The following is a 12,543-nucleotide window of genomic DNA, read 5'->3' as shown; positions in this document are numbered from 1 at the left end:
CCTCACTGTATTTATCATTGTGCTGATTTAAAGAACTCTTGGTGCTGTTTCAATAATTCGACCGTTAGGGGCTGCTTGAATTTCATAGGGTGGGCCGGTTTATTCTTTTCCGTTACCTTTTCACCTTCATAAAGTGCGACCGGGTAATGTTTCAATAGTTCTTTTCTAGCATCTTTACTGATCGTTTCTGCCATTTTCATCGCTAAATTTGTTTTAGCTTCATTATCTTTATTCACGACAGCCACGGATTCCGTGTAGGAGAAATTCCCCTCAGCCGGATCGACGAATTTGATCGGTAAGCCCGACTCTTTAGCCATCACGGCTTGATAACGTAAACCAAAACCGGCAGCCACTTCCCCTGCTTGAACTTTATTGATCGGGCCTGAACCTGAGCTCTCAAGGTGCGGACCGCTATTCGCTATTAAATCATGGAGAACCTTTTTGCCCTCTGCGTCACCGTATTGACTGATTATTGCTTGAACTAACAGCCACCCTGTTGAAGAGTCCAGGATATTAGGAATTGAAACGAGCCCTTTATATTCCGGCTTTGTTAAATCCTTAATCGAGGTAGGCATCGGCAGGTCTTTTTGTTTAAGCACTTCCGTATTCACAAAAATGGAACCGGTATTGGCCAAAATCGGTGTATAATAGGCTGGTTTTTTTTCCAATGCTTTTGTACTGAATGACAGGTCCTTAAACATGGAGTGCTGTTCCTGTGCGCTTTCAATGAAATAGGAACTCATCGTCACGACATCAGCCTCGATTTCATCTCCTTCTGCGAGCAGTTTCCCTCCTAATTCAGATGAGCCTAATGATTGAAGGACATATTTCCCTTCGTATCCGGCATCTTTCAGCGAAGTCTCCATTGCGGCAGTGGCTTCTTCATCGCCATTCGTATAAATGACCACCTTTTCCTCATCCGCTTTGCCGCTGTTACGGCCCACCAATACAAATACCAAACTTAGAGCAACTAAAGAAAGTAAGGCTATCTTGATCGTTTTAGACATAATATCCCCCTCATTAATGTTTGAATTGTCTTTTTTGATAATGATCACAAAGCAGCTTCACGACTAGATTTGTAAAAAAGATAAGTAGAGACAGGATGAATATTTCATTGAATTTGGCAAAATGCTGAAGCTCTTTAATTTTACTGGCCACTAATGTGGTTTGGGCCGTGACCAAAAAGATGATTCCGCTGATCGTCACCATACTATTGATGAAATAATAGCTGAACATCTCGATAACCGTAGATGCCGAGTTAGGCAGAATGACACGATAGATTGTCCCGAACCAGCTATCCCCCAATAAATTCCCGGTGGTTTCCCAAGCAGGGTTCATTTTGGATAAAGAGTTCTTCGCCATTAAATAGGGTGTCGTAAAGAAGTGGACCATGTTACATAGAATGATGATGGCAAAGGTCCCCTTCCAGCTGCTGCCGTTGAACAGCAGCAAATACGATAAACCCAACACCATTCCCGGTACTGTATTCGTCAGCATCGAAATGACATCCATTGATGATTTCCCTTTAAGGGGCGTCCTGACATTCAAGACCGCCGAGCTAAAGGCGATGAACGTTCCCAGTACGGCCGTCATCAAGGCAACGAATAAGGAGTTTTTATAGACTGCCGTTAAATCGCTCGATTGGAATGTGTCGATAAAATGCTTTAAGGTGAAGGTGAGATCGTAAGGGAAACTAGTTAAAAATGGTGCAATGAACATGACTGCAAATACAGAAAACATTCCTATTAAGACCAGCAGCGAAATACCGCCAAAACAGATATCCCTCCCTTTGTGCTGCGTCAATTCAATATCGCTGAACTTGTCATAATGAAAATTAAGTTTTTCCAGATAGTTTAATAGGAAAACACTGAATACTACCGGAATGAGCATGAGAATGGCAATCACTGCGCCATTATTGAAATCAGGGATGGAACCCAGCATGACTTGATACAATTGCGTCGCAACGACGGAGTAGGTCCCGCCGACCGAAGCCGGTATCCCAAAATCGGTGAAGCTCAAGATGAAGGAAAGTACAAAAGCTCCACCTAAAGTTCCTGACAATGGCCGTATGATCGTATTCAAGAAACTTCTTATCGTTCCGTCACCCATTAATTTTGAGACGATGATGAACTTTTTATCCATGTACTTGAAGGAATTATTAATGAGAAGAAAAGCTGATGGCAATGTATAGATCACATAACCTATCAATAATCCATTAAATCCATATATATCGAAGAGATTCCTTCCAAAAATCTTCGTTATGATTCCTTGATTGCCGAAAGAGTAGATGATCGCAAACCCGAATGTGATTGTCGGAAGCAGCATCGGAATAAGGATCCCGGTTTTAATTACACTTTTTAATGGCCTATATAATCGGGTGCAATGGATGGAATAGGCCAGGAAAAAGGCTAAAACGGTCGTAATGACGGCTGTGAGTCCCGAGATTTTCACACTGTTTCCAAATGACTTCATCAGCTCAGCATTTGAAAGGACCGTTAGATAATTCGAGAGATTGATTCCATCTGCCGTTTCAAAAGAACGGACGAACAACATGCCAAGCGGCAAGAAAAGAAAAGCGGCAAATAGCAGTAAGATAGGTATATAAATGATTCTCATTGCCGGTTTTACATCAGGCATACTTTTCACCGAATAAGTTATAAATATTTTCTCTCTTGATCTCCAGCTGTTTAAGAATGAATTCCTTAACAAAATCATTGGCTGGCTGATTGATGATTTCTTGCGGCGATCCAAATTGAGAAATATTCCCTTGATTAATGATCAAAATCTTATCCGACATCGTCAAAGCCTCTTCCGGGTCATGAGTCACTATGATGGTCGTCAGCTTAAATTCGCGGGCAATGGATTTGATGCGTTCCTTTATCGATTCCTTGATCACACCATCCAAAGCACTCAGCGGCTCATCAAGTAAGAGGATTTTCGGCTTCATTACAAGAGTCCTTGCGATCGAAACCCTTTGTTTCTGACCCCCTGATAATTCGCTGATCCTTTTTTTCAAATGCGGCGTTAATTCCAGGAAATCGATGTATTCCTGAAGCTCTTCCTTGGAAACGGACCCCTTCCTGTTCCTCAATCCATAAACGATATTTTCATAGGCATTCAAATGCGGGAAAAGAGCGTAATCCTGGAAAACGATATTAAATCCCCGGTCTTTCATGGGCACGTTACTCAAATCGGTATCATTGAAAATGATTTTTCCATGATTGATACCCGTCAAGCCCAAAATTATATGTAATAAAGTAGTTTTGCCGCTTCCACTTGGTCCTAATAGTGAAACGATTTCCCCCGTTTTAATTTCAAGATTTATATGATCCAAAACTGATTTTCCATCGAATTGCTTGCTAATATTTTGTAGTTTTAGCAAACCGTTCACCTCCTTTAATACACCCTTAGTATAAAAGCCCTTTGTAAACCGAATTTGAGATATTTGTAAATACTCTGTAAATATTGAACATCTTTTTACTAAATTGCTACTAACTGTTGACCAACTAATGATATTTTTATCATCTATATGTTGAATATGTTCGCGGTAAACAGTACACTTAAACTGAATATCAGGAAGATAGATATGAAGAATAGGTGGGTGTAACTTATGCTTCCTCTTGAAAGGCAAAAGAAGATCATCGAGTTATTAACGATTAGAAAAGTGATGAAGATTGCCGAGCTTACTGAAGAAATGCAAGTTTCCATCGAAACCATCAGAAGGGATATAAACCTTCTTACAAGGCAGGGAAAAATTGAAAAGATCTATGGAGGCGTTAAGCTGGTTCAATCGAAGTTTGGGGAATCGACGATAGATGAAAGGATGTTCAGTCAATTAGAAGAAAAGGAAACCATCGCCCAAAAATGCAGTGAGTATATCGACGATGGTGATTGCATTTATATCGATAGTGGTTCGACAACCTATCAAATCGCTAAATATATAAAACAGAAAAAGAAACTGACCGTGATAACCAGTTCAATTCCTGTTATAAATGAGCTCATTCATAGCGATATCGAGATATTGATCATAGGCGGGAAAGTCAGGAGAAATGAACAATCCATCGTTGCATTCGACTACTTATTCAACTTCAGTGAATTGAATATTTCAAAAGCATTCATTTGTGCGAGTGGCATAACCGTTGAAAAAGGCATATCCGACTATAATTTAGAAGAAGCGAACACACGAAAAAAAATCATTGATTTATCCCAAGAAGTCTTTGTTGCCGCTGACAGCTCCAAGTTCGGCAAAGACGTGACCATCGGAATATCGTCACTGGATAAAATCGATTACATCATTACTGACGATCATCTGCCTAAAGATTTCATCTCTTCGTTTAAAGAGACCGGCACACATTTGATTCTTTCTTAAAAGCAAGAAAAAACGGGAATTATACAATAGTATAATTCCCGTTTTTGAGGTTCAGCGAATGCAAGTGCATTCGGTTAAAGGACGTTTAGCAAGTCTAATTTGGGCGATCATCTTCGGGAAATCAATAATTGCAGGTCTACATGATGTTCAGGGACCAATTTGCCCAAAGCATCACCTTCATCACAACGTTGATTTCCACTTMAGGCATTCACTTTTCCCGGGGAATCTCATACCTTACGTTCCAATTAACTTTGTGTTAAAAGATAAAATCCTTTTGTCCACAGTTTTTTTGAGGCGGTGTAAAATTTTGATTTCCACTCCAGGCACTCGCTTTCCGCGGGCGGTCCGGGAGCCTCCTCGGCGCCTTGCGCCTGTGGGGTCTCCCCTGGACTCGCTTTTCCCGCAGGAGTCTCGTACCTTCCGTTCCAATCAACTAACGTGTTTTAAATGAAAAAAATGCAGGCTTATCTTATTCCGAACCCTCTTTAAGACTAGTTTATCCTTCATGTTTTTCCCTGTTCTCCTTAATGGATGGAAGGAATTTGCGACACCACTTGCCGAATAACGGGCTAGCCGAGACCCCACAGACGCTTGCTTTGATGCGGCTTGGCGACAGTCGGCGGAAAGGGAGCGGATTTCTGAAATCAACTGCAACTTGAAATAATAAAACTGTGTCCTCCATCAATGGAGAGTGAAACTCAGGCTAATTTCTGGTTTTGACTCTGACCGGTCCCGGTGATTCCCATAAAGCCTAGTACCTCAATTAAAATTCCTTTCATGCTGAAGGAGCCATTCCTTTCTCCACAAGCTACCCGCATAACCAGTTAATTTCCCATTTGAACCTATTATTCGATGACAAGGAATCACGATGCTTAACTTATTTCTGCCATTAGCGCTCCCTACTGCCCTAATGGCTTTTTCATTACCGATTGAAACGGCGATGTCTTTATAGGAACCCGTGTTAGCGTACAGGATTCCCGTTAATGCGTTCCACACGTTTTTTTGGAAGATGGTCCCTTCAAGGGTATAAGGAAATGTAAATTCCCTGCGTTCACCTTTGAAATACTCATCAAGCTGACTAAAGCACTCCGCCAAAACCTGAGGCGTGTGCTCTTGCATAATATTTATCTTTATATCCCTTTCAGCGAACATTATGGAACGGATGGCATCATTCGTTCCTGATATCTCGATAACTCCTATCGGTGATTCATAATCTAGTTTATATAATTCACTCATATAAAGACCTCCATTTCTGTATATGTGAATTACACTCGATTCTTATGATTCAAGTTGCGGTATTCACTGGGAGTACAATTTTTCAAACGGCGAAATACTTTATAAAAGTTTGAAGGGCTTTGGAAGCCCACTTCAAGGCAAATCTCAAGATTCGTTAGACTTGTGCTTGTTAGAAGGTATGAAGCTTTATCCACTCTTATTTTTTCCAAATAGGAACGGGGAGTTTCTAATGTTTCCTTTTTGAACAGCCGCTCTAGATAATAGGAACTTAAACCGACATGATTGGCAATATCCTTTAATTCAACTTTTTGATTATACTGATTGACCAAGAAAGCGATGATATCTCTTACAAGTCCTAATTGAGGGGAATCATCAACTTCCGGTTGGCATCGTTTGCAAGCACGGAAACCGGCCTTTTCAACTTCATCGATGTCATGATAGAATTTCACATTTATTTTTTTCGGCTTCCTTGACCTGCAGGAAGGGCGGCAGTATATTTTAGTTGTCTTTACTGCGGTAAAGAATAATCCGTCATATTTAGGGTCGCAAGCAATGATTTTCTCCCACATTTCTTCAAAAGAAAGATTTATAGCAACAGCCATTATACTCCGCATCCTTTCAGGTTTTACTTCCCATATAAATGTGAGGTGTCACTTAGCTCTACTATTCGTGCTGTATCTCGTTCTAACAATTCAATGGCTTTATCGAACAGGGCATTCCCGAAACTGAGACGTTTTACGCCTAATTCTTCAAGCTCCTTACCATTCGTCAATCCAGGTAAAGATAATACATTAAGGGGAGCACCTATATTCAAAGTGATTTCCTTTATTTCATCATGGTTCGTTATTCCAGGGATGAATATTCCGCTGGCACCACTCTCCACATACGCTTTTGCCCGCTCTGCCGTTTCCGGGAAAGGATTTTCTTTTTGAAAATAAGTATCTGTTCTGGCATTGATGTAAAAACCTTCATACCCATTATAATCCAACGCTTCCCTTATTTTTAATAGCAGGCTGCAGTGTTGATATATTTCTCTTAGCCCTTTTTGTTTTTTGAGGGAATCCTCAATATTGATCCCGGCTACACCGGCGTCTGCTGTCCTTAACACATTATCGACAATCTTGTCTGCGGTTTCACCATAGCCTGCTTCAATGTCCGCGGTGACGGGAATTTTCACATTATCCGCAATTAGTTTAATGATACTTAAATGTCTTTCAAAATCAATCACTTCGCCATCAGAATAACCCAGTGAGTTGGCAATTCCCCAGCTTGTCGTTCCAATCGCCTTGAATCCTGATTTCTCGAGAATCAAGGCCGATAATAGATCCCAGGCGTTCCCCAATATCAACAGGTCCTTCGAAAAGTGTAATTCATTGAATTCCTTAATGTTAGTCATTATAGTTGCTCCTAAAATTTATTTGACCTCATTTTAACAATCAACCCAGCTCCAAATCGTCCTCATTCTTGCTCTTATGGTCCATTCAAACAATGTTTGTGCTGGATACCCGTTTAACGGTTTCGGACAAAAAAAAATGCCCTTTCATACCAGGGCATTTCAGTTTGTATACAAAGGGTTCTATCTAAGGTTATTACAAAGGTGTTTGGAACGGAAGGTGCGAGACTCCTGCGGGAATAGCGAGTCCAAGGGAGACCCCACAGGCGTAAGTGCGCCGAGGGCGGACCGCCCGCGGAAAGCGAGTGCCCTACGTTCCAATCAACGTCTAAATTTGTACAAGCAAAAAAAACTGTAGACAAATTCGATTTTCATCGAGTTTGGCTACAGTCTGAAATGCCCTTTCATTCCGGGGCATTTTCATGATCCAATTGATTAATTTACGAAAAGATATAACTTCCTATGATATTCCTCAAATGCCTGCTGGTCCTTTTCCGTGTAGTCCATCCACTTCACTTTCTTGCATCTTTCCTCTAATCTCTCATTCAGTTCATCTTCTATTTCATTCATGAAACGGATGATTTCCCCATATGGCATGTTGAAATGACGGGCTGCAAGCCTGGGCGGAGAATGCTTGACCAGCAATCTCATGAATTGATCGACCGTGTCCGCCTTCGATGCAAGATAATCTTCTTCGTTCACGATGAATTCATACACTTGTTTTTTGACGCCAGAAAGTCTGGTCACTTCGTCGCGCAATAAAAACTCCATTAATCTATCGTTCATATGGCTCTACCTCGAATTGGTTTATATTTAAATCTCTTGGATATGTATGAAAAGTCTATACTGCCCGATACCTCATTATGACATCGTAACGGCAAGCCATCAAGCAATTCCTCCATCAACACATAAAGCGTAATAATTACGATTTAAGGGGCGTTTTAAGTAAAATAACATGTTTATGCTTTAAAAGTCAACGTTCGTGTTGGGTGCATAGTAAGCATTCTTTATTGGCAAAATATGAGCATGAACAAATGGAACAGCTCTTTATTAATTTTGTATAGGCAATGAGAATAATTTTGTTAAAATTTGATATAATAAATGTAATATTTAGTCAATTAGTATCTTTTCCTAGAATTTGCTTTTGCAAAGGGGTAGAATGAAGCTAATGACATCTTATTTTTTCTAATGTTTCCGAGGAGTTATAGGGTGGGTATAGCAAGTACATAGTGACAGCTGGAATGCTGTCCGACATATCGGTTGTTTTCATTTGTTCAAAATAACAATGAAAAGAATAAGGAGTGATTTTTTGAAACCTTCAACAAATCGCATGTTAACCCGTATTAAATCCGTTTATATGTTCATTAGCAATAACGGTACGGTTTCTACTCAAGAGCTTGTAGAAGAATTTGGCATCACTCCTCGAACTGTGCAGCGCGATTTAAATGTCTTAGCATACAATGACCTTGTTCAAAGCCCAAGCCGAGGCCTTTGGACGACAACAAGTAAAAAGGTGAAGATGTCATCGTAAAAAGAACGACCACCCGAACAAGATCGATATGTAAAATACTTTGAGGCGGACAATATTGTCCGCCTCATTTTTTGTGTCCAGCTATCATTCAGCCGGTTGGCCCGCCTTTAACTGTTCAAGCTCCTCCGCCGTCAACTCACGGTATTCACCAAGCTCGAGTTCCTCATCAAGCTGTAAACTCCCCATGGAAAGACGCTTTAGGTAGACGACACGTTTGCCAACGGCCTCAAACATCCGCTTCACCTGATGGAACTTTCCTTCCATGATCGTCAGCTCGATATCCGATGTCAGACCTGATTTTAAAATGTTCAATTCACCTGGTTTTGTTTCGTATCCATCATCCAAGGTCACGCCGTTGCGGAATGCCTCGATATCCCGTTCCGTCACTTCGCCATCAATGACCGCAAAATATGTTTTAGGGACATGTTTCTTTGGGGAAAGCAGTTGGTGGGCAAGCTTTCCGTCATTCGTGATCAGCAATAAACCTTCTGTGTCCTTATCAAGACGGCCTACAGGAAATGGCTCGAATACCGAATCTTCCGGCTCCAAGATGTCGATGACCGTTTCTTGGTAGTTATCTTCCGTTGCCGACAATACGCCCGGCGGTTTATTCATCATTAAATAAATGAATTCCCTATATTCAACCCGCTCACCATGAACCGTCACGTTTTCCGCATCAGGGTCCACTTGTTCCTTCGGATCCTTAATCAGCCTTTCATTAACCTTGACGGCGCCGGATTTCAGGAGCTTTTTCACTTCTTTCCTGCTGCCATAACCAATATTGGATAAAATCTTATCTATTCTCATCGTTTCCTCCTAAAGCCTTTTTCAGTAAAAAGCCTTGCCCACTTTAATGACAGGCAAGGCCAATATATTTTAATCGGGGATTCACCATTCAATACCCTTTTTTTTACACATCAAACTTCCAGCTTACAATCCCAATTTAGCTTTTAACCGATCGATCCGGGCACCGAACAAACGATGGGCAAGTTTGCTTTTCAAGGAAAGAGCCGCATAAACGAGCGCTCCAAAAATTGCACAAACGGCCACGATCAAAATCGCCTGGAAGCGCCCTTCCGTTGTAAGCCATAGCGATAATAAACTGTTCATGCCCCAGGCAGCCAGTCCCATTATTATTGAAAAAACTGTGATCAAAACAGATCTTCTGATGGTAAGGCTGTAACGATATCCAGTAAAGTAGGTAATGACATACAAATTCAGCAGCACGGCAGCCAAGTAGCCGAATGCCGTAGCATAAACGGATCCTTCCGTTTCAAACAACTTGATCAACGGGATATTCAAGCTCAATTTGATTAAAAAGCCCACAAGCAGGCTGAGCACTGTATATTTTTGCTGATTGATCCCTTGTAATACAGCGGCCGAAACGGAAAAAAGTGCAAACAAGATGGAAACGGGCGCATATGCCTTCAGGACACTGATTCCAAGTGGATCATGGCTGTAAAAGGCACTATAGATTGGATCGGCCAGCACAGACATGCCAACGACTGCTGGAATCGTAATGAACAACAAAATTTGAAAGGCTTGGTTCAGCTGGCGGTTGAACTCGTTTGAATCCTCGCTTACATATGCCTTCGTCACCGAAGGAAGAAGCGCCATCGAAAACCCGGTTGCAAGCGTCATCGGAATCAAGACAAGCTTCTGGGCATACACATTCAACACCCCTAGTGCATCCTCAGCAACATGCTGCAGCCCGATCGACGACATCGCCTTATTGAAAGACAATAAGTCAGCCAACTGAAACATTGGCATCGCGATTCCGACGAATATGAAAGGAATCGACGAAAGGAATATTTCTTTATAAATCTCCTTCAGGGAAATTTCCATCGTTCCCCTGTCTTTCTTCATCAAGCTGTCCAAATATGGTTTTTGTTTTTTCCAATACCAAAATAACACCACTAAACCGCCGACAGCCCCGACCGTCGCCGCGAAGGTAGCTATTTGGATGGCTCTCACTAACTCTCCGTCAAGGACATTCAAAACAACATACACACCGGCCAGAAGGAACACGATGCGGACAATTTGTTCGACAACCTGGGAAATGGCCGTTGGTTCCATCGCTTCATGCCCTTGAAAGAAGCCGCGGATGATGCTCATGAACGGTACAAAAATCAAGGCGAAGCTGACTGCCCGAATGATCTCCGTGACATCCGCAGCATCTTCCGGCTTGACCCCAAAGACTCCAGTAAACAGCGGGGCCATCGTATAGAGAATCAAAAAAGCGAGAAAACCGGTGATTACCATTAATTTCAGGCTCGATTTAAATAACTTCTCACCGACTGCGTATTCCTCGAGCGCATTATACTTCGAGATGAATTTAGATACTGCAAGCGGCATGCCGGCCGTTGCAAAGCTAATGAAAATGGTATATGGAACGTATCCATATTGATAGAGGGTAGCCCCTTTATTCCCAACCATATGTTCAAATGGGATGACATAAAATAAACCAAGAACCTTGGAAATGATAGCTCCCAGCGTTAATATAAAAGCCCCTTTTAAAAACTTAGATGACATCTAATCCCTTCCTGCCTCTGTCAGTTACGTTTCACACGCTCTTTATCTTATCATATTAAAGTATTTTTTCTATAGAAAACTACATTCAAGTTTATCGTTTTCGAGGATAATACACAAACAAATAATTCCTTTTTTTCTACATTCGCAATCTGACGGGCTCTTGCTATATAATGAAGGGACTGAAAATGATAAAGTGGTGATCAATTTGAAATATGATGTAGTGGTAATTGGCGGCGGTCCTTCCGGATTGATGGCAGCAATAGCGGCCGGGGAAAAAGGTGCCCATGTATTGTTAGTGGATAAAGGCGAGAAGCTTGGAAGGAAACTTGCAATCTCGGGCGGGGGACGCTGCAACGTGACGAACAGGCTCTCAATCGATGAAATCATTCAGCATATCCCTGGAAACGGGCGATTTCTATACAGTGCTTTCTCAGAGTTCAATAATGAGGACATTATTCAATTCTTTGAAAAATTGGGCGTGGCTCTAAAAGAAGAGGACCATGGCCGGATGTTTCCTGTCAATGATAAAGCGCAAAGCGTCGTGGATGCCCTTCTGACGCGCCTGTCGAATTTAAAAGTAACGATCTACAAGAACTCTCCAGTTGCGGAAGTTCTCTATGAACATGGAAAAACCAGCGGTGTCCGGTTAAAAGATGGCCAGACCATTGACACGGATGCAGTCGTGATTGCAGTCGGCGGGAAATCAGTTCCCCACACTGGCTCAACGGGAGACGGCTACGCATGGGCTAAAAAGGCGGGGCATACGATTACCGAATTGTTCCCGACTGAAGTTCCCGTACTTAGCCATGAAACATTCATTAAAGATCGAACACTTCAAGGTCTTGCACTTCGCGATGTTTCATTGAGTGTCCTTAACCCAAAGGGCAAGGCCCTGATCACACATAGAATGGATATGCTCTTCACCCATTTTGGCGTCTCCGGTCCAGCTGTTCTAAGATGCAGCCAATTTGTCGTGAAAGCGATGAAAAAATGGAACCTGTCGGAAGTGACCATGAAACTTGATGCCCTGCCGGACCGAAACAAGGAAGAGGTTTTTCAAGACATCATGAAGGAAATAAAAACCGAACCGAAAAAAGCCATTAAAAACACCTTAAAAGGTTTAGTTCCTGAACGATACCTTCACTTCCTGCTTGAGCGAAGCGGCATCGACCTTCAAGAACAAGGGGCGACGATATCAAATGAAAAAATCCGCCGCTTTGCAGAATTATGCAAGGACTTCCAATTCGGGGTGCACGGCACCCAGCCGCTAGAAAAAGCCTTCGTAACAGGCGGCGGCGTATCCGTCAAAGAAATACATCCAAAGGAAATGGCATCCAAACTAATGGACGGACTGTATTTCTGCGGTGAAATTCTGGATATACACGGATACACAGGCGGTTACAATATCACATCTGCATTAGTAACCGGCAGACTCGCCGGCATGAATGCTGCCATGTCTGCCCGTTCATAATCCGTAAAAGA

The 12,543-nt window shown here is 42.0% G+C and carries 12 protein-coding genes; 3 read left to right on the top strand and 9 right to left on the bottom strand.

The window, feature by feature from the left end; translation table 11 throughout:
* Nucleotides 1-14 precede the first annotated feature (14 nt).
* Genes AC1DIV_RS03595 through AC1DIV_RS03585 form a run of 3 tightly spaced genes read right to left on the bottom strand, consistent with a single transcriptional unit; the run spans nt 15 to nt 3,382 of the window.
* Entirely contained in the window at nt 15-1,007 is a 993-nt protein-coding gene (locus AC1DIV_RS03595; RefSeq protein ID WP_340877242.1) for an extracellular solute-binding protein, read from the bottom strand.
* A 13-nt stretch (nt 1,008-1,020) separates the two neighbouring features.
* Entirely contained in the window at nt 1,021-2,637 is a 1,617-nt protein-coding gene (locus AC1DIV_RS03590) for an ABC transporter permease subunit (RefSeq protein ID WP_477575767.1), read from the bottom strand.
* A complete protein-coding gene (locus AC1DIV_RS03585; protein WP_048689392.1) occupies nt 2,630-3,382 on the bottom strand; it encodes an ABC transporter ATP-binding protein in 753 nt (250 codons plus the stop codon). Before AC1DIV_RS03585 ends, AC1DIV_RS03590 begins: the two co-directional genes overlap by 8 nt.
* A gap of 228 nt (nt 3,383-3,610) precedes the next feature.
* Here AC1DIV_RS03585 and AC1DIV_RS03580 point away from each other — a divergent pair, with 228 nt between their 5' ends.
* A complete protein-coding gene (locus tag AC1DIV_RS03580) occupies nt 3,611-4,369 on the top strand; it encodes a DeoR/GlpR family DNA-binding transcription regulator (RefSeq protein WP_048689394.1) in 759 nt (252 codons plus the stop codon).
* A gap of 759 nt (nt 4,370-5,128) precedes the next feature.
* Here AC1DIV_RS03580 and AC1DIV_RS03575 read toward each other — a convergent pair.
* From AC1DIV_RS03575 to AC1DIV_RS03560, 4 genes are all read right to left on the bottom strand, one after another.
* Nucleotides 5,129-5,605, bottom strand: a complete 477-nt coding sequence (locus AC1DIV_RS03575; RefSeq protein ID WP_477575765.1) for a methylated-DNA--[protein]-cysteine S-methyltransferase — start codon at nt 5,603-5,605, stop codon at nt 5,129-5,131.
* Nucleotides 5,606-5,634: 29 nt separating this feature from the next.
* Nucleotides 5,635-6,207 (bottom strand): bifunctional transcriptional activator/DNA repair enzyme AdaA, encoded by a 573-nt coding sequence (locus AC1DIV_RS03570; protein ID WP_477575763.1) that lies wholly within the window; start codon nt 6,205-6,207, stop codon nt 5,635-5,637.
* Between the two features lie 23 nt (nt 6,208-6,230).
* The gene (locus AC1DIV_RS03565; RefSeq protein WP_477575761.1) at nt 6,231-7,001 is read right to left on the bottom strand and encodes an isocitrate lyase/PEP mutase family protein; all 771 of its coding nucleotides are present in this window, start codon (nt 6,999-7,001) and stop codon (nt 6,231-6,233) included.
* Nucleotides 7,002-7,433: 432 nt separating this feature from the next.
* Nucleotides 7,434-7,784 (bottom strand): hypothetical protein, encoded by a 351-nt coding sequence (locus tag AC1DIV_RS03560; RefSeq protein ID WP_034309343.1) that lies wholly within the window; start codon nt 7,782-7,784, stop codon nt 7,434-7,436.
* A 523-nt stretch (nt 7,785-8,307) separates the two neighbouring features.
* Here AC1DIV_RS03560 and AC1DIV_RS03555 point away from each other — a divergent pair.
* On the top strand, nt 8,308-8,529 hold the full coding sequence (locus tag AC1DIV_RS03555; RefSeq protein ID WP_034309346.1) for a DeoR family transcriptional regulator: 222 nt from the start codon (nt 8,308-8,310) through the stop codon (nt 8,527-8,529).
* A gap of 84 nt (nt 8,530-8,613) precedes the next feature.
* On the opposite strand, the gene AC1DIV_RS03550 is transcribed toward AC1DIV_RS03555, so the two are convergent.
* Nucleotides 8,614-9,336 (bottom strand): pseudouridine synthase, encoded by a 723-nt coding sequence (locus AC1DIV_RS03550; protein ID WP_063594460.1) that lies wholly within the window; start codon nt 9,334-9,336, stop codon nt 8,614-8,616.
* A gap of 123 nt (nt 9,337-9,459) precedes the next feature.
* Complete coding sequence (locus AC1DIV_RS03545) at nt 9,460-11,061, bottom strand: putative polysaccharide biosynthesis protein (protein ID WP_048682008.1); 1,602 nt, start codon at nt 11,059-11,061, stop codon at nt 9,460-9,462.
* Between the two features lie 205 nt (nt 11,062-11,266).
* Here AC1DIV_RS03545 and AC1DIV_RS03540 point away from each other — a divergent pair, with 205 nt between their 5' ends.
* A complete protein-coding gene (locus tag AC1DIV_RS03540) occupies nt 11,267-12,532 on the top strand; it encodes a BaiN/RdsA family NAD(P)/FAD-dependent oxidoreductase (protein WP_477575759.1) in 1,266 nt (421 codons plus the stop codon).
* The last annotated feature ends 11 nt before the right edge of the window (nt 12,533-12,543 follow it).

This window comes from Peribacillus sp. 05N428, assembly GCF_056397085.1.
The sequence above is the reverse complement of the archived record's forward strand: the minus strand, read 5'-3'. Positions and strand labels throughout refer to the sequence as shown.

Excerpts from the sequence above, each read along its gene's own strand:
- AC1DIV_RS03570 (WP_477575763.1), bottom strand. The coding sequence starts at position 6,207 with ATGGCTGTTGCTATAAATCTTTCTTTTGAAGAAATGTGGGAGAAAATC.
- AC1DIV_RS03565 (WP_477575761.1), bottom strand. The coding sequence starts at position 7,001 with ATGACTAACATTAAGGAATTCAATGAATTACACTTTTCGAAGGACCTG.
- AC1DIV_RS03590 (WP_477575767.1), bottom strand. The coding sequence starts at position 2,637 with ATGCCTGATGTAAAACCGGCAATGAGAATCATTTATATACCTATCTTA.
- AC1DIV_RS03575 (WP_477575765.1), bottom strand. The coding sequence starts at position 5,605 with ATGAGTGAATTATATAAACTAGATTATGAATCACCGATAGGAGTTATC.
- AC1DIV_RS03595 (WP_340877242.1), bottom strand. The coding sequence starts at position 1,007 with ATGTCTAAAACGATCAAGATAGCCTTACTTTCTTTAGTTGCTCTAAGT.
- AC1DIV_RS03560 (WP_034309343.1), bottom strand. The coding sequence starts at position 7,784 with ATGAACGATAGATTAATGGAGTTTTTATTGCGCGACGAAGTGACCAGA.
- AC1DIV_RS03580 (WP_048689394.1), top strand. The coding sequence starts at position 3,611 with ATGCTTCCTCTTGAAAGGCAAAAGAAGATCATCGAGTTATTAACGATT.
- AC1DIV_RS03545 (WP_048682008.1), bottom strand. The coding sequence starts at position 11,061 with ATGTCATCTAAGTTTTTAAAAGGGGCTTTTATATTAACGCTGGGAGCT.
- AC1DIV_RS03550 (WP_063594460.1), bottom strand. The coding sequence starts at position 9,336 with ATGAGAATAGATAAGATTTTATCCAATATTGGTTATGGCAGCAGGAAA.